The sequence below is a fragment of the Solibacillus ferritrahens genome, assembly GCF_037027585.1.
Classification (GTDB): domain Bacteria; phylum Bacillota; class Bacilli; order Bacillales_A; family Planococcaceae; genus Solibacillus; species Solibacillus ferritrahens.
On the sequence record NZ_JAXCLE010000001.1, the window covers coordinates 62,393 to 87,282 of the forward strand.

A 24,890-nucleotide genomic window follows, 5' to 3' on the forward strand; every position below is an offset into this window, starting at 1 on the left:
ACTGTATAAAAAATGCGAGGAACATATATGAAATCAATTGGCTCGATTAGTCTTTTACATATTATCTTTTTGACAATGACCTTTATCGGATTAAAAAACCACGTTACAATTATTCCTTCTTTGATTAATGGGGCGGGAAGAGATGCATGGATATCTGTTCTTGTAGCGATACTATTAATTATTCCTTGGTTACTGCTTCCTTTTTTCACATTAAAGAAAATAAAGGATGAATCAGTTCGTCAATATTTATTAAAAAGATATCCACGGTTTGGCAAGGCACTCATTTATGTCACCGTTTTTTATTTGATTTTAATGGCTGCCCTTACGATGCACGAAACGTTACAGTGGGTATCTACAACTTTTTTAATTAACACACCCTTCTTATTACTATTTTTCTTCTTTACATTTGTTTGCTTTTTACTTGCCACATCGTCCATTTTAACAATAACGATGGTCAATGTTATTGTGCTATTCGTGGTCGTAGTTCTCGGCTTTTTTGTTGCCTTTGTAAATATTCAGGTTAAAGATTATTCCTTGTTAAGACCTTTCCTTGAGCATGGGTTTTCACCTGTTTTTACATCTATGTTATACCCTGCTTCAGGCTTTGTAGAAATCTATTTACTGCTCTTCATTCAGCATCATTTTAAAACAAAATTAAAATACAGACACTTAATACTGATACTATTTTTACTTTTAGGTTTAACTATGGGGCCATTGATTGGGGCCATTGCGGAATTCGGACCAGTTGAAGCGGCGAAACAGCGCTATCCGGCATATGAAGAATGGCGTATTGCTTCAATTGGAAGCTTCATTAACCATGTTGATTTTTTTTCTATTTACCAGTGGCTGACTGGAGCCTTTGTCCGAATTGGCTTTATATTGTTCATAGCAATTGAGCTATTAGGATTTACAGGTCAAAAGAAAAAAATATGGGAGTATATTGTGCCGGTTTTTGTCTTTTTATCACTGCCGCTTTATTTGCTCGATGACAGTATATTTAGTAAATGGAAGGGGCAATATTTTTTAATAAGCACCACAATTTTCTTTTTCATACTTTCAATTATTATTTTCATATTAGTAAATCGAAAAACAAAGCGAAAGGTGGGAAATGCTTGATTGAACAAGCTACCTTAAAAAAGCAATTTGACAATTGTGCTGATATTCGCTTTCAGACATTAGATTTTCCAGCAAGTAATGTGATGCTCATCACTTGTGAGGCAATGACAGACAATCATTTATTCAATGAAGTAGTCGTACCTAGATTAAAAGTTGCATGCCATCAAAAGGATCAATTTGATGAAGCCAGTTTAATGCAGAAGCTGCATCTCCCACAGCTACAGAAGATTGACGATTTACAAGAAGCCGTTACGAATGTATTTAGCGGATTTATCCTTATCTATATTGAAAGTTTAAAGATTTTGTTATGCAGTAATATTGAAAAAAAGCCAAATCGAAGCCCAGAAGAGACTAATCTAGAAGTACTTATAAAGGGACCTCGTGATAATTTTATTGAAGATTTAGGTGTAAATATTGCGCTTATTCGTAAGCGACTGCCAACGAACTCCTTATCCGTGGAAAAAATGACAATCGGAACACGTTCTAAAACAAAGGTAGCAATCTTATATTTTAACGACATTGCCGATTTATCCATATTAAAACAAATTAAACAGCAGCTTTCAGCAATTGAAACAGATGTCATTTTAAGTGGGGAATTATTGCTTGAACGTTTTAATAAGATTTCATATCTTGTTCCGCTCAATGATACGACAGGTCGGCCCGACTTTGCAATGCAATCTCTTACTACTGGTCGCTATATTATTTTGGTAGACGGCGTTGCATATGCAATTATCACACCGATCGATATTTTAGTGTTACTCAAGTCCGGTGAGGATAATGATTATCCGCCTATCTACAGCTCATTGGAAAGGTTATTACGACTAGGGAGCATTTTAATTGCTCTATTACTTCCTGCTTTTTGGCTTGCGTTAACAACCTTTCATCAAGAGCAGCTCCCCATTCAATTGCTCGCGACGGTTGTACAAGCAAACACTGGCTCACCGCTGCCTTCAGCTTTGGAAATGCTTGGAATGCTATTTATGTTTGAATTATTTCGAGAAGCTGGATTACGTCTACCTAGTATTTTAGGGGGAACGATTAGTGTTGTTGGAGGATTAATTATAGGGGATGCAGCCATTCGGGCAGGGATTACGAGCCCAGCTATGATCGTGGTCATTGCGATTTCAACGATTGCCACTTTTACACTCGTCAATCAATCCTTCGTTACTACGATCAGTATGTTGCGTGTTGTGTTTATAATTATTACATCGATATTTGGGCTGTTCGGATTTTTCCTGTCGATCTATATATGCCTTGTTTATATAGCAAATATTCGTGTTTTTGGTGTACCGTATTTAAATGTTGCTGCTAATTTAAGCTGGAATAATTTAAAAATGTCATTCTTCCGTCCACCGCCAACTTCGAATAATAAGCGCCCGGATCTATTGAATGTTAAAGATAAAACAAAGGAAGATAATACAAAATGAAAAAGTTTCTCTTATTTCCTTTGCTGCTATTACTTTCAGGATGTTGGGATACGAACCAAGCTGAGAGAATGTACTATATTCACGGACTTGGAATGGATTATAAAGATGAACAGTTTGTTATATATGCACAAATCGTTGCCTTTACCAATATTGCCAAAAGCGAACAGCCAAATCCTGATGCAACTCAAGCTGAAGTTGGGGTTGCATCAGGGCGGACGTTCGATGAAGCCTTTTTCAATTTGTATCAAACGATGGATGAGCGGGTATTTTTAGGGCATTTAAAGTATGTTATTTTCTCTGAAAATATTGCAAAGGAGAACAAAGTTGAACCTATCGTAAATTCATTTATCCGTTATCGAGAATTGAGATATACGACTTGGGCTTATATGACGAATTCGCCTCTTGACGAAATTCTGCTCATCACACCTATTATTAATAAATCCATTACCCTTTCCAAACTATCAGATCCGCTTAGCTCCTATAACCAATCATCACGAATACGACCAATTCAATTTCGTGAGCTCATGATCCAATTGAATGAGCCTAGTTATGAAGCAAAAATCCCTTTGGTTGATATTAGTGAAAACTGGTCGAAGGAAGATGGACCAGATCCTGTTTACACTTTTAAAGGGATCAGTATTCTCCATAGGGATTCTGGTTTTAAGGGGAACCTATTAGGAGATGATTTAAACGGTGTGCAGTGGGTGATTAACCAGACAAAGCGCTCAGATGTTACAGTTAAAATGGAGGAATCTGAAGAACAATATACAACGTCAACCGTTGACGAGGTGCACACAGAAATTATCCCTGTAGTAACCGAAAATAAGGTGCAATTTGATATCAATGTTAAATTGGTCGTTCAAACAAATGAAATACTGAATCAGCAAAAAATGGCTGTACTGAAAAAAGAGATTGAACGACAGGTAAAGCAAGAAATTGAACAAACATACAAAGCTTCATTAGAATTCGACACTGATATATACCGGTTATCGGAAGTATTGTATCGTAAAAATGTGAAGGTTTGGAAGGAACACGAGAAGGATGGGAAAATCCCTCTTGATGAATCAACAATCCGTAATTTGGATGTAGAGCTTGTAAAAGTTAAAGGTGAACGTATTACTTCAGATTAAAAGAAAGAGCTGTGCTGAACGTCAAATTTGACGCTCGGCACAGCCCTTTTTCGTCTTTATCTGTAAATTGCCCGTGCATGTTTGGCAATGAGACGATAGCCTCTTTGCTCAATCAGCTCGAACAAGTCCGGCATATAGTCAGTCAAACGTAATGCTTCAAAATCACATTCAATCGATGCTGAACAATCAATTGTTGCCAGCTGATGAGAAAGCCTTAACATTTGTTCATTCTCACTTATTTTAATACGTTGTCCTGGCTTTAGTGTCGGTAATGCAGCTAACACTCCATCAATAGAGCCGTGGCTTTGTATGAGCTGAAGTGCAGTTTTTGGACCAATTCCTTTTACACCTGGGTAACCATCACTTGAATCCCCCATAAATGCTTTTACTTCTGCAAATTGTTTCGGTAAAATACCGTATTCCTCGATAAAGCGGCTTTCCGTATACACATCGTACTCAGTATAGCCTTTTTTCGTAAAGGCAATTGTTGTGGAAGGATTTAATAATTGCAGTAAATCTTTATCGCCGCTGATCACGGTAATTTGTGCTTCGTCCTTCCATTTTTCAATCATAGAGCCAATTAAATCATCTGCTTCAAGACCGGCCGTACCAAAATTTTGCCAGCCAATCATAGCCGAAACTTCTTTTGCCATATCAAACTGAGGCAGCATTTCTTCTGGTGGTGCAGGGCGATTTGCTTTATACCCTTCATATAGATCATTTCGGAACGTATGTGCACCCATATCCCAGCAAACAGCTAAGTGAGTAGGTTTCATTAAGTTTTGCGCTGTTAAAACATGACGTACAAATCCTTGCACCCCGTTAGAAGGTGTGCCGTCATCCAGTCGTATAAATTGATTCATAGCAGCCGATGCAAAAAACGATCGGAATAATAACGCCATACCATCAATAATTAGTAAATGTGGTTTTGTCATAGTAATCTCCTCTTTTGCTAGTAGAAATATATTATAACAAACTTCGGAATGTTAATCGTTCACAATAACTTACATATTAGGTTTTAAGTATTCGATAATACGGTTAATATCACGACTAAAAATGCGGTCTTCTGTCATAGCAGGCGCAATTTCCCGTATCTCGTTCCACTTTTCCAACAGCTTCGGAGACATCTTATCCACTCCGCGATATTCAACTGCTTGTGCTGCACAAAAAGCTTCAATTGCCAGCACATTGCGTACATTGGCAATAATCATACGTGCATGACGAGAACCAGTTGTGCCCATCGATACATGATCTTCCTGATTTGCCGATGACGGAATAGAATCGACAGAAGCTGGATGTGCCAGTGTTTTATTTTCAGAAACTAGACTTGCCGCACTATACTGTAAAATCATTGCTCCGGATTCTAACCCTGGATTTGCACTTAAAAACGGTGGTAATCCTTCGTTTAATTGAGGATTTACTAATCGTTCGATCCGGCGTTCGGACACATTCGCCAACTCCGCCATACCGATTTTTAAAAAGTCCATGGCAAATGCAATCGGCTGCCCATGAAAATTACCACCTGAAATAACAACGTCTCCATCCTCGAAAATAAGTGGATTGTCTGTTGCTGCGTTCATTTCGATTTCCAGCTTTTCTTTTACATAATTTAATACTTGCCAGCTTGCACCATGAATTTGTGGAATACACCGTAATGAATAAGGATCCTGAACACGCTTTTCTCCTTGGTGTGTAATAAGCATACTATCTTGCAACCAATTACGCATACGAGCTGCAACATCCATTTGCTCTTTCATACCGCGCGCTTCATGAACAGCAGGGTGAAATGCATCAATAATACCGTACAGACTTTCCATTGTCATCGCGGCAATCCATTCACTGGCATAGGCTAACTTTTCTGCCTCTATATAGTTGACTACACCTTGTGCAGTCATTGCCTGTGTACCGTTAATTAAAGCAAGACCTTCTTTTGCCTGTAATTCAATTTTAGACAGTCCTCGCTGTTCAAACACTTCATGAGAAGATTGGGATATACCATTTACAAAAACATCTCCTTCACCAATTAGGGCCAATACTAGATGGGAAAGCGGTGCTAAATCTCCCGATGCTCCAAGTGAACCCTGTTGCGGAATTACCGGTATTACATCTTCATTAATCATATATAATAATCGTTCCAAAACTTCTAATCGAATACCTGATAACCCTTTCAATAAAGCATTTAGCCGAAGTACCATCATTGCTTTGGCAACCTTCTCCGAAAAAGGCTCACCAAATCCACATGCATGTGAGCGAATTAAATTAACCTGCAACTTGCTTACCTCTTGTTCTGCAATTTTTACATCACTGAATTTACCAAATCCAGTATTGATGCCGTACACTGTTTTATCTTGTTGTACAATTCGTTCCACCGCTTCACGGCTTTTTACAACACGTACTTTCGCTTCTTCAGCAATCTCAACTTTTTCCCCGCTATATAAAATATACGCTAACTGCTCCATTGATAAATTCTGACCGTTTAGTTGAATCATTTGCCCACTTCCTTCTTCATTATCCTCTTACCTTTAAATTTATTATTGTACAAATAACAGTTTATTTCTACTCATTTTTATATTAAATTACGTTTTTCTGTACAAAATGCCATATTTATAGGCTTTAATTCATATTTTATCTAAAAATATACTCACGCACTAGCAGGTTGATTGTCTAATGAATTAGTATTTTATTATAGTAAAGCGTTAAAGTGAATCGCTTATTCGACTAGAACATTGCCCCGTACTGCTACTTCCCCATAAAAAAAGAGACCCACTATGGGTCCCTACATTTTATTTGTCCGCTTCATATCTCGGATTGCCTGAATCGATAAACGTACGAGTAAAATTGCACATAAAAATAATCCTAAATATGCAGCTGTGTTTAAATAAATCGCATATGCATTATGAATAAATTGCGAGATTGCGAGAAGTGCCACAGAAATAATACCGAACGTAATTCCAACGAGGAGTAACACGAACCTGGAAAATAACTGTGTAACAAACATTGAGTTTGCTTTATCCGAAAAAATATCATGATGCAATATGATTTTGCCGCTCTCGACTTTCTTAAACAATTGATCCATGCGGCGCGGAATTTTTCGTAGATTAGGTATTAACAGTGCCAGTTCTTCTTCAAGGTACTGTTTTGTTTCAAGTGGCTTCTTAAATGGCTTCAATAAATTCATTTTTAAGTAATCATTTGAGAAGTCTTTAACTTCGCTAAATATTTTAAAGCCTGGACAAATGACTGAAAGGGTGCCATCTAAAGTAATAATTGCACGTAATGCCACGTTAACTGAAGGGTAAAAATGTAGACCGAAATCACGAACGACTGAGAAAATAGAATACATTAATTCGTCTGTCGGAACATTCGATACATAATTAATTTTCAATAGGATTTGACTAATTGCCTGATCCATCTCATGATGTTTGATCTTTTCAGCGTTTTCAACTAGTTGACTAATACCATCAACTACAATAGCCGCATCATTTTGATGTATGCCAACGAGGAAGTACTTCAAACCTTCCTGCTGATGTGCCGCTAATCGTCCTACTGCCCCATAGTCCAGTATCGCTACACGTCCACTCGTTTCCTCCACATAAATATTACCTGGATGTGGGTCTGCATGGAAAATTCCTGAGATAAGTGCCTGTTCCAAAAATATTTTGAGTAACGTTTGGGCAAATTCATGTCGATCAATTTGTAAATCAACAAATATATTATTCGCGACCGTTACCGATTTTCCTTTTATATGCTCCATCACTACTACATTTGAGTTACTGCATTCCGGATATACTTTCGGAACCTTTACATCGATGCTTCCACGCTCTACAATTTTTGCGACTTGCTCCATATTGCGAGCTTCAATATTAAAATCGGTTTCTTCACTCAATGCCAGACTAAAACCTTTTGCCAAATCATAAAAGCCAAGATTTTCAGCCCATTGCGATTTACTTGTGATCCAGCTTGCAAATTCCATTAAGATGGCCAAATCCTCATGCATAATATTTTTTACATCAGGGCGCAAAAATTTTACAACGACAGGCTCATTCGTTTCCTTTAGAATTGCTTTATGTACCTGACCGATCGAAGCAGAAGCTAATGGTGTTTTGCTGAAATAGGAAAATATCTTACTAGTATCTGCATTAAAGTTTTCCTTTATAATTTGGTCCACTTGCTGTTCAGAAAGAGGTTTTACATGTTGCTGCAGCTTTTGGAGTTCATCTATGAAAATCGGGGACAATAGCTCTTTACGGGTTGATAGAACTTGTCCAAACTTTATAAATACTCCACCACACTGTTCAAGTGTTTCCCGTAATGCCTTTGCTAGCTCACGTTCATCCTCACGGGCACGTGCATACTTCATCGTTCTTGTGACCCCGTTTTTCACGGCAATACTCACTACTTGGCGCAAACGTTTTTGTCGCCTCCAATACGTAATGAACGTTCTAAAATACGAACGCCTGCCAATAGGTGCCCCTTTTTCATTCAACTCGATTGGATCAAAGAGCTCAAAAAGCAAATAAAAGAGCATGGAAATAAGGAGCATACTTCCTAACCATAAAAGTGTTGCTATATTAACAACATTGGAAACAATACCTTGGTCATAGTAGTCTGAACCACGCAAGTACGTATACCAAAATACAAAGGTTGTAAAAGCTACACTAATTATTACTGACATAATTCTTTTCGTTAAGCTCACCTGTGAACCAATTAATCGACCGCTAATGAAAAAAATAATTACCGCTGCAACTAAAAGTTGGATCATTGCTGAAACGATATTCATCATAATCGCCCCTTTATCTCAGAGTTAAATGTACTTCTATATCTACATTCCCTTTTAACGCCTTACTAATCATACATGTTTCCTCCGCTTTATATGCATAGCGCTCTGCTATACGACGCCCACGATCATCTTCTTTGTTTTTTAGTAAAATCTCTACATAATGATGAATCGCTTTATAAGTAAATACGCCGTTTGTCACATCAACAAGTCCCTTTGATTCCAATGTGAGTTCTGCTTCTATTTCACTTCGTTCAAGCATTGCCGCAAGCGTAATCAAATAGCATGTTGCTGCTGCACCTAGCAACATCTCGTCCGGATTTGTACCGATACCGGGGCCATTCATTTCTGGAGGAATGGAAATTTTGGTTTGCAAGCGCTCTGCCGAAAGCTCTCCTACCGAATTGCGACCCCCTGGCCAATCTATATGTAATGTAAATGTATGTATTGTCATGAATATTCACTCTTTTCATTTTTTTCTTTTACTATAACATTATTTATAGTTAATTCCCGATAAAAAAGCCCATCAACAAGAGTTGCTCGTTGATGGGCTTCGACTTTACCAGACGTTTTCTTTGTACTTTTTATAGTAGTTAACTTGACGTATGAACATGTAAAATTTACGTTTTAAATGCTTGTCCTGCTTGTAGAATAGCGGATTAACAAGTTTCTTTTCTTGAATTAGACGCTCGATATCCTTTTTCACATCTTCATCATGAACGAAATTTTTCAATACAATTTTAGGTACGACCGAAAAGAGCACGTCCCCCTTTAAATAGGCGCATGGTTTTGGAATATCGTTTATTAAATCTTCCACAAAATAGCGGGCCATATTGTGACCCATTGCGTTAATATAGTAGCTTGAACGACCTTGGCGAATATTTACTTCAAACACTTTAAATTTCCCATCACGCTCATCGTATTTTAAATCAAAGTTCCCGTATCCACGATAGCCAACTGCTTCTAAAAAGCCCCGTAGCTTCGTCATCACTTCTTCATTGTAACGGGAAATTAATGCCGTATAATTTCCGATTGCCGTTTTTGTATGCTCTTGCAGAACAACTTGGGCAAAAGATACGAGCTGTGTTTCGCCTTTCGTATTTACATAAATAACAGAATCCCACATTGCTGTATCATCACCCGGAATATAATCCTGAATAATCAACTCATCATTATAGCCACTGTTTTTTATCATATCGATTACATTTTGTACTTCTTCTTTACTTTCCACTTTGAATACTTTTGCCTGTCCTTCAAATGGATGGCGGCTATATTCAATGCCGTTGCTCGGTTTAATTATAACAGGATACATCATTTGCTGTTCAAATGATCCGTCTTGCCGGCAATCATAAAATACTGTCGTTGGAATATCGATGTCAAACTGCTCACACAGCTTGTAGAAGTTGGATTTAATTTGCAAGTCATTCATTAAATCTTCGTTGATGTAGTTGAATACGAAATAATCCTGTAAAATTGCACGATTTTCAATAATTAAGCGGACATATAAATCATTCGTACCGACTAAAATTAACTTTTCTGCTTCTTTTTCATATTTCTTTGCAACACTAATTAAAATCTTCGCAAATTGTGTCGGATCGCCCAACTTTTTATCATATTCAATCGCACGTGGTATATTACTTAAATTTGTAAAGGGCAATACACCCTTTCCTACTAAAACTGGACGTATTTTATATTCTTCATGGAACGAAATCGCCATGTTATATGCATTAATATCAGTTCCTACAATAATCGGTAAAAAACGTTGTTGGGTCATAACTTACTTCCTCTCAATTTGTTCAAGGTCTTTCATTTCATTTTTCACTTATTTATCATACAATACTCTTTCGATTTATGCTGTAATTTACAAACGAATTTTGTCAAACAATGTTCCTGATTTTGAAACTTCTCTTCTTTTAAAACGTACGTATTAAGTAAGAGGTGATCGCTATGAATGCTCAATTACAATTGTTTTTTACTAACATCGATAAAATTAATTTATACTTTGGCTCGGATGCCAAATCTTTTTACATTAATTTAGCACTGAAGCTTACAGTGCGTAATATCATTTTTCATTATGAAGATTATGAAGCGGTTCGGCAGGAGATTAAGAAGCATACGAAATGGTATAACACCGCACGGGTCAATCAACAAGTTATTAATACATATTATGTCCACTTTGCAAAACAGCCTGAAAAAATTGGCGGAGCACTCAATCTTTATAAAAGTTTGACGAAGCAGTTTTCACGTGGCGAACATAGCTATATAACGTCTGCCTATTTAACGACAGAGGATGATATGGACCGAATTCAGAAACTGTTAGCTGATTTAATGAAGCAAACAAGCATGAAATATTATCCAATAAAACCGGCCACTTGTGCAATGCTGGCTAGGCGACCAGAAGATACAGGGATTTTGGCGAATACTATTGAGCAATACTATAAGGCACTCGTGTCTATCGGTTATGAAAGAAAAGACGCCACTAAAAATGCAGCTCTTATTTTAACGATTGGAACAGGTACATTTGACGAGTTTACATTTACAAGGCTGCAGGAGTTAACTTTATTTATAAAAAATACAGAAACAAAACTAAAATCTTGCCACTATGCAACAATTGCCCTGCTTGCCCTAGCAAAATTTGAAGTACACCAGTTCCCGGCACTTTACGATATCCACAATGAAATATGCCGAGAATTAAAATTAAATCACAATCAATGCAACACCTTGCTTATCACTACACAAATCTATACATCAAATGAAGCAATTGGTGACATACCGTCGAATGAATCGTATTACTCTGATATTATTTTCTCTGCAGTTGAATCAAGCTCTTCAGATGGCGGGAGTGATGGTGGTGGCGGTGGCGATTAACCTTCTAAAATAAAAAAACTATGCTAAATGGCTTCTTTTTACCGTTCAGCATAGTTTTATTTTTTTTAATTTTGTTTGCGTTCTTTTGCATACTCAGCTGCTGCTGTAAATACGATATCTGTTGAAGAATTTAATGCTGTTTCACACGAATCCTGAATAACCCCAATGATAAATCCAATTGCTACAACTTGCATTGCAATATCATCTGAAATTCCAAGTAAACTACAAGCTAATGGTATTAATAATAATGATCCTCCAGCTACACCTGATGCACCTGCTGCCGAAAGGGCTGCCATAACCATTAAAATGACTGCAGTGAAAAGATCTACTTCGATTCCTAATGTATGTGCAGTTGCCATCGTTAAAACAGAAATCGTAATGGCTGCCCCGCCCATATTAATAGTAGCACCTAAAGGAATGGATACAGCATACGTATCTTTGTCCAATTTCAGTTTTTCTGCCAACGCCATATTAACAGGGATATTCGCTGCCGAACTACGTGTGAAAAAGGCCGTTACTCCACTTTCTTTTAATGATATTAAAATTAATGGGTATGGATTTCTTCGTGCCACTGCAAATACAATCAGCGGATTTACAACAAGTGCAACGAAAAACATCGTTCCCACCAATATGATGATTAAACGGAAATACTCACTTAAAGCTGAAAGACCTGTCGTATAGACCGCTTCAAACACAATCCCCATAATCCCTAGTGGTGCTAAACTAATAATCCACTGTACGACTTTTGTAATCGCATCTGAAAAATTAGCAATTACACCTTTTGTAGAATCATTCGCCGCTTTCAATGCAATTCCTAAAATAACAGCCCACGCCAGAATACCAAGGTAGTTGGCTTCCATAATTGCGCTGACTGGATTTGATACGATATTGAATAATAATTTTTCAAACACTTCAATAATCCCGCTTGGCGGTGCTACATCCAGTGCTTCTGTTTTTAATGTTAATGTTGTCGGGAAAATAAAACTTACAACAACTGCGACAAATCCGGCAGATAATGTAGCCACCCCATATAAGGCAAGTACTGTCTTCATATTTGTTGATTTACCACCGACATGTGAAGCAATTGCATTAATAACTAAGACAAACACTAAAATTGGTGCAACTGCTTTTAAAGCTAAAATAAATAAAGTCCCTAAAATAGTAATTCCACTTACAGCTTCCGGAATTGTTAAAGCTAATCCAACTCCAACGATTATCCCTACGATTATACGGCTAACTAAGTTAATGCTGTTCCATTTTTCGAACATTCTATTCATAATTTCCTCCGCAATTCTAAGTTGTTAACTTACTTCGTGATGTTGAAGCAAGTGAAGTATCATCTTTGATGAGAAAAATCCCACTACTTAAAGATTCTCCTTCTATAACACTTTTTCGTTAATTTAATATATATCAATAATACATTGTCCCCCTAATTAACACAACTGTATTTTCTGGAAGTACAACGTAAAATATAGCAAAATACTGATATAACTTACTTTTCACCTATAAGAGCTTAAAAAACACGAATTAAATTATTGAACAGCTCATTTTAAATTTATTTTCAGCTGTTATGTTCGGATTATTTTATAAAATATGGATGCAAGTATTTGTTGAAACAGCATACCAAACACGACTGGCATGGCAACCTTTGATGGGAAGTATGTCGTTGCTAAAACTACTCCTACTGCGATATTTCTCATTCCACCATTAAAAACTATCGCAACTTGATCCCCTTTAGACTTCCAAAATAGCCGACTGAGTATAAGCGATAAAGCATAGCCTGATACCGCCAATAACAATACAACTACAATTACTTTCGCCAACTCTAAATTGATATCCTTAACATAAGGAGCAATCGCACTGCTGTTAACCATAATAATCGCAAATAAACATAGCTTTGAAATGAGCGATAAAGGGCCGCCGAATTTCTCGAGTAATACTCCTTTTGTCCATTCATTTATGATGATTCCTAATAAAGATGGTAAAACAATCATCCAGATTAAATCAAACACTAGTGATAGCATATTAAGCTGTATTGTCTCACCTACTACAAAAAGTAAAATTAGCGGCATTAGTAGAGGTGCAATCAAAGTATCGATTAAAATGATTGCTAAGCAAAGCGGTAAATTCCCTTTACTGATCGTCACCCAAATCACACTTGTCACACCTGTTGGTACTGCTACAGAAATTAAAAAGCCTATCGTTAATAAACGGTCATCAAAAATAAGTTCTGCTAAAAGGAATGCCCACAAAGGCATTAATATATGTAAAAATCCAATCATAAATAAAATCGTTTTCGGATATTGCGTAAACACTTTAATATCTCGAAACTTCAAGCTTAAACTGCTAATTAGCGTCATTAATGCAAATAAAATGGGTACTATAAATAATAAATGAGTGCCAATATCTTCTAAAAAAACGCCGAATATTAAGCTTAGGGGGGTTAATACGGGTATCCACTTTTGGATAAATTGATTCAGTTGTTGTACTTTCATTTTGCCACTTCTCCCCTACTACATTAATTCATAAATTGTATCATAGACAGACTGACAGATAAGCGCTTTAAATAACTTGTATTCATTTTAATAGATAAATTTACGATTTTTATGTTATTTTTATGATGTAGTATTGGAAGGAGGTTTTTGGCATGTCACTGTCTAAAGGTGGATACCTTATTTTATTTTTAGGGGTCCTGTTATTAGTAGGTTCTATATTTTTTACGGGAAACTGGAGTATGGAAGCTTGGCTCATATTGTTTATCATTAGCGTCGTTTTATGTACAGCAGGGATTTTAATGCTCATCATTCATTTAGTGAAGCAAATTAAACTAGAAAAACAGAATCGTCTTTAACACAAAATCGATGCCCTTCTTTGAAAAGTGGCCATCGATTTTTTAGTAGATCGCTTCTTATTTTTCTACTCTTACGGAAATAATTTTAACAGCTTCCTCATACTTGAGGCGGACCGTTTTTCTAGCGTTTACCGCAGATTTGGCTGTTACAGGGATTCGCTTTTTTTCACCATTATGTTCCACTTCCACTACAAAACATTTTGCGCCACATTGCATGTTCATCGTCTCCTTTCTTTCATTTTAAAAGGTTTAGTTTTAAGGGCACGGTTTGTTAAGATTATATCCTGAAAAGCTGTAATTCAAAAATCGATCACTAGGCCAATTGGCAAAATGATCGATTTTTGAGGTTGGAATTTTTAGTTTGTATATACTACATTACCATCATCTTCGTCTTCAATCTCTCCAACGATTTCCGATAATATATCTTCCATCGTAACAAGCCCAATTGTAACCCCTTTTCCGTCGGTAACAATTGCCATATGATTGCGTGTTTGCTGCATTTTTAAAAACACATCTTTTATCGCAACGGTTTCTTTATAGCGAGGGATTTCACGGATATATGAAGTCATATCATTAATACGTCCTGCAGCAATATCTGTCAGCATTTCTTTCGAATTCACAAAGCCGATAAATGCCGATGTATTTTTATTTCGACCAATAACCGGATAACGTGTATATTCAAATTCCTCTATAACAGCTAACATCTGCTCTAAAGTAAAGTTCTTTTCCAGTGTAATCATTTCATTACGAGGAATCATGACTTCGCTTAGTTGACGTGAATCAAAAGCGAATATGTTTTCCAAATAAGCAAGCTCAGTTTTATTAATTTCGCCACCTTCATAGCTTTGCGTCACAATAAGTTTAAGCTCTTCCTCTGAATATACCGTATCATGACCGGCTGGCTTTACACCGAAAATTTTTAATAATCCCTGTGCAGAACCATTTAGCACTTTTATAAAAGGACTCGTTATTTTACCAAACCAATAAAGTGGCGGCGCCAATAATAGCGTCATCTTTTCTGCATATTGAATCGCCAGCGTTTTTGGCATTAATTCACCAAGTACTACGTGTAGGAATGTTACTACCGATAAAGCTATCACATAGGAAAGGGCTGTCGCAATTGCTGCCGGGATGTTGAACTGGTCAAAAACCGGCTGTAGCATTTTTTCAACTGTTGGCTCACCTAGCGCACCTAAAATTAAAGCTGTAATTGTTATACCAAGCTGACAGGCGGATAAGTAATAGTCCAAATCCTGCGTAACTTTTTTTGCTGTAATCGCCTTTTTATTACCTTCTGCGATAAGCTGCTCAATACGTGACATCCGCACTTTTAAAATTGAAAATTCAGCACCTACGAAAAAGGCTGTCAATAAAATAAAAATCGCAATTAAAATTAAATTTATTATTATAATACTGTCCAATTAATTCCCCCGAAAATTGAGGGATTCACCTCCAAGACAAATAAGTATGGGTTCTTTACTGTTGAAATTTATACTGTTTTAAAATGACTTCTTTAATTTGAAGGTTGTCCATATCCGAAATTGTCCAGCTATGGTCATCAAATTTGATTTCATCTCCAATTTGGAGCTCTTCTCCATTTTTAACCGAATCAATGCTCGAATGTTGAATCCATCCACCAATCGTATCGATTTCTTCACTATCATCAAATTCAAAGCCGAAACGGTCTTCCAGTTCAACAAGTAATACACGTCCGCTTATCGTATATTCATTTTCACCGGATTTACGGATTTCATCTACTTCATCTTCATCAAACTCATCACGGATTTCGCCCACTAGTTCTTCCAGTACATCTTCCATAGTGAGTACACCGGAAGTGCCACCATATTCATCAATGACAACTGTCATATGTACTTTTGCCATTTGCATTTTCAATAAAGCATCCTGAATGCTAGTTACACCTAAAACAAACGGAACTTTCCTTACAAATTGATCTAACTGAACTTCCCGGTTGGATACGATATGACTGAGAAGCTTATTGGCATTGACAACACCGATAATGCGATCTTTATCATTATTCTCAACGACAGGATAACGTGTGTAGTTATGCTCATCTAAAATTTGCACAATTTCCTCCGCACTCATGTCTTTATCAATCGTTATTAAATCTGTTCGAGGCACCATAATATCCTTTGCATCACGTTCATCAAATGCAAATACATTTTCCAAATATTTCAGCTCCTGCTGGTCAATTTGACCACCCTGAAAACTTTGTGCCATTATAATTTTAAGCTCTTCTTCCGAGTATGCTTGATCTTCACTTGCTGATTTGACACCAACTGCCCGTAAAAGCAGACGCGATGTTCCATTTAACGCCTGTATGAATGGATACATCACTTTACCGAACCAATAAAGAGGTCCTGCAAGCATCAATGTTACTTTCTCCGAGAACTGAATCGCCAACGTTTTTGGCGCCATTTCACCGATTACTACATGCAGATAACTTACAATCGCCAAAGCAATAACGTACGAGGCAGCAGAAGCTACAATGTCCGAAACATTTAACCAATTAAATATTGGATACATTAATTCCTTTACATACGGTTTTGTAAAAGCACCTAAGCCGATTGCTGTAATTGTAATACCAAGCTGACAAGCTGATAAATAATAATCGAGGTCACCTGCTACTTTTTTTGCTATGACTGCCTTTTTATTACCTTCTAAAATCAATTGATCAATACGGGATTTACGAATTTTCACAACAGCAAATTCTGCTGCAACGAAAAAAGCTGTTAAACCTAAAAAGATAATTAATAAAATGATGTTTAATATGGTGTTTACGTCCAATTACTTCCCTCTAAATGAGGGATTCACCTCCAAAATGAATTGCCATAATTTTTTTTCTTTCTATTTATGTACCCAAAGAGAGCAATAGCATGCTCATTACAAGAAAGAATATGATGAAAATTGATTAAAGCTAGCAATCAAAACCATCACGTTATAGTTTAAGAAAATTATATAATCTTTTGTTTGTGATAGCAAATTATCCCCTCAAAAAAATTTAAGGGACTGGGAAATAACCCAAAAATGCCATTTTTCTCCCTGAGAAAAATAGCATTTTTTTGCTGGCGTAAAAATTGATTTCCATTCCGGGACGCTTTCCGCGGGCACGGCCTTACACGAACGTCTCAGGCGTCGTGCTCCTGCGGTTACTCGTCGCAAAATAAATCTTGCTGTTCCCGCAGGAAGCTTTGCTTGTAGCGAAAGGCGTTAGCCATCAGCTACACTCGCCCTCCATTCCAATCAATTTTATAAAATATCCGTTTCTTAATAAGGGTCTTCTCCTTATCCAATGAAATTTCTACTTCTGTCCCAGGCTCTTAAAAATTTTATTCTACATCTACTGAAGATTTGATTATTTCACCATTAAACAACTGTACTTTTTTATATTGATTTTTTTCCACTTGTAAAACGAAAGTGTGAGGGACACCTTCTACATCGCATGACTTACCATTAGAGTCGATTAGTTGAACAGCTAGATATCCATCATGATCGTATACTCCATCAACAAATACCCCACAGCCATTTGAATAAGTAACGATAAATACAGCCATATAGTTGTCTAGATCAATTGAAAAGTCAGCTACTTTAAAACGTCCTTGAAGTGATTCAAATTGTGACGGCGTACTGGCATATGCAATATGTGGAACGAGTGATTCATAAATTGGGGCAATCTTTTCTTCGTAATGAACTAATTCGAATGGTACCGCCTGCTGTTCTGTAAATTTAGTATGTTGCTTCCCTTCTCCATCACTGCAGCCGGCTACCAATAATAAAAATATAGCGAGCATAAATTTTTTCATTTTCTAATTCCCTTCTTTGAAACCTATTCTTCGTGATTTTATTAAAATTCCGCGAATTAATCAAATTTTCTACGCGCAAATGTAAGAAAGTGACAATTAATTAGGCTAAATCCTAGGATTCGATGCTTTCTTTCACATAGATTAGCAATGAATACTTTATGAAGGAAGGTAAATTTTTGAGTCAAAATCCATTTAACCCATTTGATGATAGCCCCAATCAACAACCATTCAGCCCATTTTTCCCACCACCGTTCAATCAGCCAAGTCCATTCCCGATGAATCCGCCTCGCCCTGGGGGTCCACCTCCACCACCAGGAGGAGGTAATAATCCGTTTCCGGGAGGTCCACCACAGACGTTCCCAGGTGGTCCACAACCAGGAGGAAACACACCTATGCCAATGGGTCCGCCTCCTGCATTTACACCACAAATGCAATTATCGTCATCCCAATCACAGCAAGGTTCAAGCGGAATAAGACGATGTATTTATCGAAACACATTTATTTGGCAAAGAAATGGTAATACATTCTGGTTTTTCCCAACGTTCGTCACTAGCAATATCATTTTAGGCTTCCGTTGGGGACGTTTCGGTTGGGTATATAGCACAGTAAATCGTGGCTCCATCCTTACATTCCAGTGTTTTTAAATTAAATAAAAGCTCTTATGATGCAGTGAGATTCCTGCTTCATAAGAGCTTTTTGTTAGCTATTCTAATTTATATTTTCAACTTAATGCAAGAATATTTTACACTTTAAATTTCCCGATTTCATGTTGTAATTCAGCTGCGCTATCCACTAAAGAAACAGCTATACCGCTTACTTCCTGCATTGTTGCAGATTGTTCTTCCATCGCAGCGGCAACGGAAATCATACTTTGTGAAGCACTATTTGCTCCTCCAGCAATTTCATTTACGGAAGCTGTTACTTCTTCTGAACTTGCTGAAAGTTGCTCTGCTGTTGCCGAGATTTCTTCGATTTGTGTTGTCATTAAATTTACTGCACCAACAATTTCATTGAATGATTCTCCCGCATGGCCAATGATTTTTACGCCGTCATTTACTGAGTTAAGTGCACTTGAAACAGCTTGCTCTACATTGAAAGTATCGCGCTGAATTTCCATTGTCAATCCAACAATTGAATTCGCTGATTGCTTCGAGCTTTCCGCAAGTTTGCGAACCTCATCAGCAACCACCGCAAAGCCTTTCCCATGCTCTCCAGCGCGTGCTGCCTCAATCGCTGCATTCAAGGATAATAGATTTGTCTGATCTGTAATGTCCGTAATAACTTTTGTCATATTTTCAATTTCAACCGTTTGCGCCGCTAGCTTTTGTACAAGTTCGTTCACAGTAGAGGTAGAGTGATTGATTGTCGCCATCTGCTCTTGAGCACTTTCAATAGTTTGAGCACCTTTTGTAGCAGTCGAGCTTGCATCCAACGATGAATTGTGAAGTATTTGAGAAGCTTCCGCGATGCGCTGAACACCGTGGGCAGTTTCTTCCATTGCCCGTGCACTTTCATTTGAAGCAACTGCTGAATTTTGTGCTGCATCTGCAGTATGTTCAATTTGTTGTGTTACATCTTCTGTCGTTGCAGTAATTTCTTCCGCACTTGCTGAAAGCTCCTCAGCGGCGGCAGTTAATTGCTGTGAATTATTTTGAACGGACTGGATAAGGCTTTGAAGATTTAGCTTCATCTTATTAAAGATTGTTCCTAGCTGACCGATTTCATCCTTCGATTGAATTTTTACTAGAGGATGTGTTAAATCCCCTTCTGAAATATGCTCTGCTGCGTTCATTAAAGTCGCCAAAGGTTTTACGATTGATCTTTTTACAAATAAAATCATGATGAAACCGACAATAATACTAATCACAACAGATACCATCGATATTATTTTTGAAGTTGTCATTGCTTGTTCTGTTTCTATCTTAATTTCATCCAACTGAGATTTTTGGAATGCTACCATTTCATTCGCTACATTCAAAATTCCTACATTCGCATTTTGCATGTCATTATTTACGAGATTTGTACTAGCTTGAACATTGCCGCTTTTAAGCGTAGCAAGTAATTTGTCGACACTTTCGTTAAATTGATTATTAAATATTTTAATTTCCGCTATATAAGATTTCATAGTATCTGTTGTAGCTAAAAGTTCAATCTGTTTAATATTTTCATCTAAATTACCAGCGTATGTAAGCAAATTCTCTTGGTTTTTATCGGAATTTTCCAATATAAGTGCTCGTCCATATAATCCTTGAAAAGCAAGATTTGCCCGAATGTCATCAACTAATCGAATTTGCTCCACCCGATTATCTAATGCTTCTGTTTGTTTTTCATCAATCATGTTTAAGTTGATGAATACAATAACTGCGGTAATAAGCATTATTGCAATAATTGAGTAAAAGGCTAAATTTAATTTAGTACCTAGTTTCATAATAAATCCCCCATATAATATATTTAATTCAATCAAATCTTATCATACCTAATCCAAAATAATTCCCCGAAATATTTACAAATTTTCGTTGTTTTTCTCATTCTATACACTATGTATAAATTAGTAGCTTCTATTTGTTAAGCGAACTAATCGAAACATGCAAAAAAGCAATAACAAATTAATGTCATTGCTTCTTCAATACATATTTAATTAGTGCAAGAAACTTTCATTAAAAGTTCAGTTCCTGCGGCTCCCCGTCATTCATTAATTTGATTGAAATAGGATCCAACTGAATCGTAACCATCTCGCCTTCATCTGATGTGAAGATATCTTTAAAAAAGTTTGTAATTTTCAGTTTGAGTGTATCATCTTTAATTTCACTCAGTTTAGCTATAATTTCTACATATGGCGCATTTATATCTTCTTTCGTATAGCCCAATAAAATATGCGTATATGGATTTTCATTTAAATCCATTACTTTTTGTGAATCCTCTGTTGTTGTTGCATATAGTACGAAGTCTTCATTCGTAAATGTCATATAACGAACATAAGGTTGACGTCCGTTTAATGTAGCCATTGTACCGATATTGTTGTCATTAATAATAGAAAGAATTTTTTCTTTTAATGTTTCCATTACTTGGCCCCCCTTAAATTAAATGAACTTCTTCTTGATTTTTACCATTTTTATTCATAATTCTCATTCGTGTAGGTGTAATTTGAATTAGCACATAGTCTCCTTCTGCATGTGAAGGGTATTTTTCAAGCAATTGCTGCTTTACAATATCATTCAATGTTGTAACAGCACTCCCTTCTATTTCTAAAAAGGTTTCGAGAATACCTTCACTTTCATACCCCAATAAAATATGTGTGCCTCCGTATTCTGTAATTTCACGCGCTACTGTGGAATCTTTTTCAGCAACCGTATATAGTTTTGATTCAACATAGTGAAATGTCATGTAGCGTGAATTTGGAACACCGTTATTATTCGTTGCCATGACGCCGATACTATTCTCATTTAAAATCTGTAATGCGATGTCTTTGTTGCTTTTCATAGTTTCACTCCTTCAGTAATATAATTCCATCATTTGTGGGATAAGTTGCACATACTAACGCACTTAAGCTTTTGCTGATTTTTAAACGCTGTCGTGCTAATACTTTTATAATTCCCTTAATACATGCAAATAAAACAAAATTGTAACTTTATACGCTCCCCAAAGTTTTCTTTCCACAAAAAAATGGTATGCGAAGCGCACACCATTTCAATTATTATTTACACCTGATAAGCTTATTATTTATCTCATCTTATATTAACGCTTTTTGTGATCACGATTTAAACCTTTATATTTCATATCGCCTTTATGATTATGTTTTGCCTTTGCAAATTCCATTGAACGATCTTTTTTATTTAATTTATGCTTTTTACCTTTATTCAAATTTTTCTTAAGGGGATCTCGATCAGTAATTGTTACATCTCCAGAAATCGCGTCGACTTTTAACTCTACTTCTTCTTTTGCTGTTCGGATTTCTATTTCATAATGCGGATTTAGCTTGTGGCGCTCGAAATCCAGATCGACAATCTTACCATATACCTCTTTTAATGCTAATTGTTTCGCCTTTGTTGTGGAAATATAATTTGGCTTCGATGCTGCTTCTGCTTCTACCCCTGGAGCAAATAATGAACTTACTGATAATGAAAGAACGGCTGCTGCTGTCATGAAAGTTTTCTTCATAAAATGATTCTCCCTTCTAATGTTGATACATTAATCATTAAACCCAATCATTAAAACATGGCTAGCCGATGATGAGAAAATGTTGTGAAAGGTATTAAAAACCTGCCGTTCAAGCATCAGCTAATTAAACAACACATATATTAAAAGAATTGTTTTAATATACGACACGAAATATTAAGTTTTGCATCTTTCGCATACCAAAACAGTTCCTAAGTTGAATTGATTTTGCCTGTATTATTATGAAAAATACTCCCCCTCTTCACCTCCTAAATATAAAATTGACTCTACAAACTTCCTAATTACACTTCCATTTTCTTCTGTTAGAACGACAAGTTATGTCTTTCTTATTCACTTTTTTTCTAATAGTAAACTGTAAATATTTAATATATATGGATATATTTAATTGAATGTTAAAAATATAGAAGTTAGAATAAAGACAGAATAGTTATTTTATTCTGATTTAAAGAAATAAAACTATTTTTAAGGAGGAATATAAGTGAAAAGATTTACTTGGCTAACTCTTATTCTCGCAACTCTTTTATTAGTTTTAACTGCGTGCAATGATGCTGATGAGTCGACAAATGGCTCAACAGAAAGCGACAGTGGCACGACAGATGGTACAGCAGAAGAAAATGCTTCAGGGAAGCTCGTTATTTATACCGGGCGTGATGAAAACATGGTACAAGGTATTATTGAAAAATTCAATGAGCGATACCCGAACATTGACGTGGAATACATGACAATGGGTGCACAGCAAATTTTGGAGCGTGTTCGAGGTGAAAAAGCAAACCCACAAGGTGACTTCTGGTGGGGCGGAACACAAGCAGCTATGATGGTTGCCGCAGGTGAGGATTTACTTTTAGAGTGGGACCCTTCATTTATCGATAATATCGATCCACTTCATAAAGATGAACAAAACCGGTGGGTAGGTGAAATGCTGTTACCTGAAGTTATTATGATTAATAGTGATGTCATATCACCTGAGGAAGGTCCACAGGATTGGGATGAATTACTTGATCCGAAATGGAAAGACGAAATTTTAATTCGAGGCGTCCTTGCATCTGGTACAATGCGTACAATTTATTCATCTATGATTTATCGACAAGGTGCAGATGATCCTTCAAAAGGCTATGACTGGTTGAAAAAATTAGATGCCAACACGAAGGAATATACACAGGATCCAAACGCATTATATTTAAAGTTAGCTCGTCAGGAAGGTTCCATCTCTTTGTGGAACTTACAGGATATTTTACTTAAGAAACATACGACTGATTACACATTTGACTTTATTTATCCTAAGAGCGGTGCACCAATTTTAGTCGATGCGGTTGGTATTGTGAACAATGCAAAGAATGAAGAAAATGCAAAACTATTTATGGAATTCCTATTTGACCAAAATACAATGATTGAGCTTTCTGAAGAATATTATCAAATTCCGACTCGTACGGATATCGATCCTGATGCAATGCCGGACTGGTACAAAGATTTAGATTTAAAATCAATGGATATCGACTGGCAAGTGATGGCAGATAAAGAAGCGGAATGGATGGAACATTGGGATTCAAATATTAAAGGCAAAGGCGAATAATTTTTACTTGAAAGACCTCTGCACAAGAGGTCTTTCTTTTCTAGCCACTACTGTGTGAAGGGAGTTCGATGTGATGAAAGCTGTTCGTATTAATGATGTATCAAAAAAATTCGGTGATGTATTAAGTGTCCATGATTTAGAGTTGGATATAAAGTCAGGTGAGTTTTTTACTTTTTTAGGTCCGAGTGGTTGTGGTAAGACGACTACATTGAGGATGATTGCCGGATTCTATTATCCATCCAAAGGAAAAATCTACTTTGACAATCAAGACGTCACAACTTTGCAACCAAATAAGCGCAATATCGGTATGGTATTTCAAAACTATGCACTCTTCCCACATATGACGGTCGATGAAAATATCGCATTTGGTCTGGAAATTCGAAAATATGATAAAAAGACAATCAAGGAAAAGGTGGACCGTATTCGAGGGCTTGTACATTTAGGTCCATTAGGTTCCCGCAAAATTAACGAACTTTCCGGTGGACAGCAGCAACGTGTTGCACTGGCCAGAGCTCTTGTCATTGAACCGGATATACTTTTACTCGATGAGCCGTTATCTAACTTGGATGCAAAGTTACGAGAAGAAACACGCATCGAAATTAAACGGATCCAATCAGAGCTTGGCGTGACGACAATTTATGTAACCCATGATCAAACTGAAGCAATGGCGATGTCGGATCGAATTATGGTAATGGAAAATGGCATCGTCAAGCAAATCGGTACCCCACAGGAAATTTACCATCGACCAAACAATCGCTTTGTTGCTACTTTTATCGGGGAAACAAATTTACTTACAATGAAAGTCAAATCAATCGAAGGAGATACTATTACTGTTGAAAATGATGCTGGACTAACTTTACAAGGCTTGACTGAAAACTTGGCAGCAGGTTTACAAATAAACACTGGTGATGAAATTTATGTGTCTATTCGTCCTGAAGCTTTTGAGAGTGGACCTGGTGATAATACGATTACAAGTATAATTGAACTTATTGAATTTACCGGTGTTAGTGTTAACTACTTTTTAAGATGGAATGACACGACTTTAAAAGCAATGATTATTAGTAGAGAGAGAGCCATTATGCAAGCTGGTGATACGATTGAGCTGCATATTCCAAAACAGAATATTTATTTTCTTGGAGAATAGGGGAGGAGGC

Annotated in this window: 23 protein-coding genes; 8 read left to right on the forward strand and 15 right to left on the reverse strand. The window is 36.7% G+C overall.

Annotated features, from left to right (window positions below; translation table 11 throughout):
* Positions 1-27: 27 nt before the first annotated feature.
* Genes SNE38_RS00340 through SNE38_RS00350 form a run of 3 tightly spaced genes read left to right on the forward strand, consistent with a single transcriptional unit; the run spans position 28 to position 3,673 of the window.
* Entirely contained in the window at positions 28-1,116 is a 1,089-nt protein-coding gene (locus SNE38_RS00340; RefSeq protein WP_191703813.1) for an endospore germination permease, read from the forward strand.
* Complete coding sequence (locus tag SNE38_RS00345) at positions 1,113-2,543, forward strand: spore germination protein (protein WP_336045618.1); 1,431 nt, start codon at positions 1,113-1,115, stop codon at positions 2,541-2,543. Before SNE38_RS00340 ends, SNE38_RS00345 begins: the two co-directional genes overlap by 4 nt.
* Entirely contained in the window at positions 2,540-3,673 is a 1,134-nt protein-coding gene (locus tag SNE38_RS00350) for a Ger(x)C family spore germination protein (RefSeq protein WP_336045619.1), read from the forward strand. The genes SNE38_RS00345 and SNE38_RS00350 overlap by 4 nt, the downstream gene beginning before the upstream one ends.
* A 56-nt stretch (positions 3,674-3,729) precedes the next feature.
* Here the strand turns inward: SNE38_RS00350 and SNE38_RS00355 are convergent, their stop codons facing one another.
* The 5 genes from SNE38_RS00355 to SNE38_RS00375 form a co-directional block, all read right to left on the reverse strand.
* On the reverse strand, positions 3,730-4,608 hold the full coding sequence (locus SNE38_RS00355) for a 5'-3' exonuclease (protein WP_191703810.1): 879 nt from the start codon (positions 4,606-4,608) through the stop codon (positions 3,730-3,732).
* A gap of 69 nt (positions 4,609-4,677) precedes the next feature.
* Entirely contained in the window at positions 4,678-6,162 is a 1,485-nt protein-coding gene (gene hutH / locus SNE38_RS00360) for a histidine ammonia-lyase (RefSeq protein ID WP_191703809.1), read from the reverse strand.
* A gap of 287 nt (positions 6,163-6,449) precedes the next feature.
* A complete protein-coding gene (locus SNE38_RS00365) occupies positions 6,450-8,453 on the reverse strand; it encodes an ABC1 kinase family protein (RefSeq protein ID WP_336045620.1) in 2,004 nt (667 codons plus the stop codon).
* A gap of 13 nt (positions 8,454-8,466) precedes the next feature.
* Positions 8,467-8,904, reverse strand: a complete 438-nt coding sequence (locus tag SNE38_RS00370) for an SACOL1771 family peroxiredoxin (RefSeq protein ID WP_336045621.1) — start codon at positions 8,902-8,904, stop codon at positions 8,467-8,469.
* A 105-nt stretch (positions 8,905-9,009) separates the two neighbouring features.
* Positions 9,010-10,224, reverse strand: a complete 1,215-nt coding sequence (locus tag SNE38_RS00375; RefSeq protein WP_336045622.1) for a carboxylate--amine ligase — start codon at positions 10,222-10,224, stop codon at positions 9,010-9,012.
* Positions 10,225-10,397: 173 nt separating this feature from the next.
* On the opposite strand from SNE38_RS00375, the gene SNE38_RS00380 reads away from it, so the two are divergent.
* Entirely contained in the window at positions 10,398-11,318 is a 921-nt protein-coding gene (locus SNE38_RS00380) for a DUF4003 family protein (RefSeq protein ID WP_336045623.1), read from the forward strand.
* 65 nt (positions 11,319-11,383) lie between these two features.
* Here the strand turns inward: SNE38_RS00380 and sstT are convergent, their stop codons facing one another.
* A complete protein-coding gene (sstT, locus tag SNE38_RS00385; RefSeq protein ID WP_336045624.1) occupies positions 11,384-12,595 on the reverse strand; it encodes a serine/threonine transporter SstT in 1,212 nt (403 codons plus the stop codon).
* A gap of 291 nt (positions 12,596-12,886) precedes the next feature.
* Entirely contained in the window at positions 12,887-13,813 is a 927-nt protein-coding gene (locus tag SNE38_RS00390) for a bile acid:sodium symporter family protein (protein WP_191703803.1), read from the reverse strand.
* A gap of 152 nt (positions 13,814-13,965) precedes the next feature.
* On the opposite strand from SNE38_RS00390, the gene SNE38_RS00395 reads away from it, so the two are divergent.
* Positions 13,966-14,169, forward strand: a complete 204-nt coding sequence (locus SNE38_RS00395; protein ID WP_191703802.1) for a hypothetical protein — start codon at positions 13,966-13,968, stop codon at positions 14,167-14,169.
* A 57-nt stretch (positions 14,170-14,226) separates the two neighbouring features.
* On the opposite strand, the gene SNE38_RS00400 is transcribed toward SNE38_RS00395, so the two are convergent.
* From SNE38_RS00400 to SNE38_RS00415, 4 genes are all read right to left on the reverse strand, one after another.
* Complete coding sequence (locus tag SNE38_RS00400) at positions 14,227-14,391, reverse strand: hypothetical protein (RefSeq protein ID WP_336045625.1); 165 nt, start codon at positions 14,389-14,391, stop codon at positions 14,227-14,229.
* Positions 14,392-14,525: 134 nt separating this feature from the next.
* Positions 14,526-15,590 carry a hemolysin family protein gene (locus SNE38_RS00405; protein WP_336045626.1) on the reverse strand — a complete coding sequence of 355 codons (1,065 nt, stop codon included), beginning with the start codon at positions 15,588-15,590 and terminating at the stop codon, positions 14,526-14,528.
* Positions 15,591-15,645: 55 nt separating this feature from the next.
* Positions 15,646-16,974, reverse strand: coding sequence for a hemolysin family protein (locus SNE38_RS00410; protein WP_336045627.1), 1,329 nt, complete (start codon positions 16,972-16,974; stop codon positions 15,646-15,648).
* Positions 16,975-17,516: 542 nt separating this feature from the next.
* Entirely contained in the window at positions 17,517-17,990 is a 474-nt protein-coding gene (locus SNE38_RS00415) for a Fe-S oxidoreductase (RefSeq protein ID WP_336045628.1), read from the reverse strand.
* Positions 17,991-18,166: 176 nt separating this feature from the next.
* Between SNE38_RS00415 and SNE38_RS00420 the strand changes: the two genes are divergently transcribed.
* A complete protein-coding gene (locus SNE38_RS00420; RefSeq protein WP_191703798.1) occupies positions 18,167-18,634 on the forward strand; it encodes a hypothetical protein in 468 nt (155 codons plus the stop codon).
* Positions 18,635-18,732: 98 nt separating this feature from the next.
* Here the strand turns inward: SNE38_RS00420 and SNE38_RS00425 are convergent, their stop codons facing one another.
* The 4 genes from SNE38_RS00425 to SNE38_RS00440 all read right to left on the reverse strand — a co-directional run bounded on the left by SNE38_RS00425 (position 18,733) and on the right by SNE38_RS00440 (position 22,148).
* A complete protein-coding gene (locus SNE38_RS00425; protein ID WP_336045629.1) occupies positions 18,733-20,418 on the reverse strand; it encodes a methyl-accepting chemotaxis protein in 1,686 nt (561 codons plus the stop codon).
* Between the two features lie 229 nt (positions 20,419-20,647).
* On the reverse strand, positions 20,648-21,052 hold the full coding sequence (locus SNE38_RS00430) for a pyridoxamine 5'-phosphate oxidase family protein (protein ID WP_336045630.1): 405 nt from the start codon (positions 21,050-21,052) through the stop codon (positions 20,648-20,650).
* 13 nt (positions 21,053-21,065) lie between these two features.
* Entirely contained in the window at positions 21,066-21,470 is a 405-nt protein-coding gene (locus SNE38_RS00435; protein ID WP_191703795.1) for a pyridoxamine 5'-phosphate oxidase family protein, read from the reverse strand.
* A gap of 255 nt (positions 21,471-21,725) precedes the next feature.
* Entirely contained in the window at positions 21,726-22,148 is a 423-nt protein-coding gene (locus SNE38_RS00440; protein WP_191703794.1) for a PepSY domain-containing protein, read from the reverse strand.
* Positions 22,149-22,644: 496 nt separating this feature from the next.
* On the opposite strand from SNE38_RS00440, the gene SNE38_RS00445 reads away from it, so the two are divergent.
* Positions 22,645-23,736 (forward strand): extracellular solute-binding protein, encoded by a 1,092-nt coding sequence (locus SNE38_RS00445; protein ID WP_191703793.1) that lies wholly within the window; start codon positions 22,645-22,647, stop codon positions 23,734-23,736.
* 73 nt (positions 23,737-23,809) lie between these two features.
* A complete protein-coding gene (locus SNE38_RS00450; protein ID WP_191703792.1) occupies positions 23,810-24,880 on the forward strand; it encodes an ABC transporter ATP-binding protein in 1,071 nt (356 codons plus the stop codon).
* Positions 24,881-24,890: the final 10 nt, after the last annotated feature.

What these genes read in the sequence shown, in the direction of transcription:
- SNE38_RS00340 (WP_191703813.1), top strand. Translation starts at nt 28, where the DNA reads ATGAAATCAATTGGCTCGATTAGTCTTTTACATATTATCTTTTTGACA.
- SNE38_RS00350 (WP_336045619.1), top strand. Translation starts at nt 2,540, where the DNA reads ATGAAAAAGTTTCTCTTATTTCCTTTGCTGCTATTACTTTCAGGATGT.
- SNE38_RS00355 (WP_191703810.1), bottom strand. Translation starts at nt 4,608, where the DNA reads ATGACAAAACCACATTTACTAATTATTGATGGTATGGCGTTATTATTC.
- hutH (WP_191703809.1), bottom strand. Translation starts at nt 6,162, where the DNA reads ATGATTCAACTAAACGGTCAGAATTTATCAATGGAGCAGTTAGCGTAT.
- SNE38_RS00365 (WP_336045620.1), bottom strand. Translation starts at nt 8,453, where the DNA reads ATGAATATCGTTTCAGCAATGATCCAACTTTTAGTTGCAGCGGTAATT.
- SNE38_RS00370 (WP_336045621.1), bottom strand. Translation starts at nt 8,904, where the DNA reads ATGACAATACATACATTTACATTACATATAGATTGGCCAGGGGGTCGC.
- SNE38_RS00375 (WP_336045622.1), bottom strand. Translation starts at nt 10,224, where the DNA reads ATGACCCAACAACGTTTTTTACCGATTATTGTAGGAACTGATATTAAT.
- SNE38_RS00380 (WP_336045623.1), top strand. Translation starts at nt 10,398, where the DNA reads ATGAATGCTCAATTACAATTGTTTTTTACTAACATCGATAAAATTAAT.
- sstT (WP_336045624.1), bottom strand. Translation starts at nt 12,595, where the DNA reads ATGAATAGAATGTTCGAAAAATGGAACAGCATTAACTTAGTTAGCCGT.
- SNE38_RS00390 (WP_191703803.1), bottom strand. Translation starts at nt 13,813, where the DNA reads ATGAAAGTACAACAACTGAATCAATTTATCCAAAAGTGGATACCCGTA.
- SNE38_RS00395 (WP_191703802.1), top strand. Translation starts at nt 13,966, where the DNA reads ATGTCACTGTCTAAAGGTGGATACCTTATTTTATTTTTAGGGGTCCTG.
- SNE38_RS00400 (WP_336045625.1), bottom strand. Translation starts at nt 14,391, where the DNA reads ATGAACATGCAATGTGGCGCAAAATGTTTTGTAGTGGAAGTGGAACAT.
- SNE38_RS00415 (WP_336045628.1), bottom strand. Translation starts at nt 17,990, where the DNA reads ATGAAAAAATTTATGCTCGCTATATTTTTATTATTGGTAGCCGGCTGC.
- SNE38_RS00425 (WP_336045629.1), bottom strand. Translation starts at nt 20,418, where the DNA reads ATGAAACTAGGTACTAAATTAAATTTAGCCTTTTACTCAATTATTGCA.
- SNE38_RS00430 (WP_336045630.1), bottom strand. Translation starts at nt 21,052, where the DNA reads ATGGAAACATTAAAAGAAAAAATTCTTTCTATTATTAATGACAACAAT.
- SNE38_RS00435 (WP_191703795.1), bottom strand. Translation starts at nt 21,470, where the DNA reads ATGAAAAGCAACAAAGACATCGCATTACAGATTTTAAATGAGAATAGT.
- SNE38_RS00440 (WP_191703794.1), bottom strand. Translation starts at nt 22,148, where the DNA reads ATGAAGAAAACTTTCATGACAGCAGCAGCCGTTCTTTCATTATCAGTA.
- SNE38_RS00450 (WP_191703792.1), top strand. Translation starts at nt 23,810, where the DNA reads ATGAAAGCTGTTCGTATTAATGATGTATCAAAAAAATTCGGTGATGTA.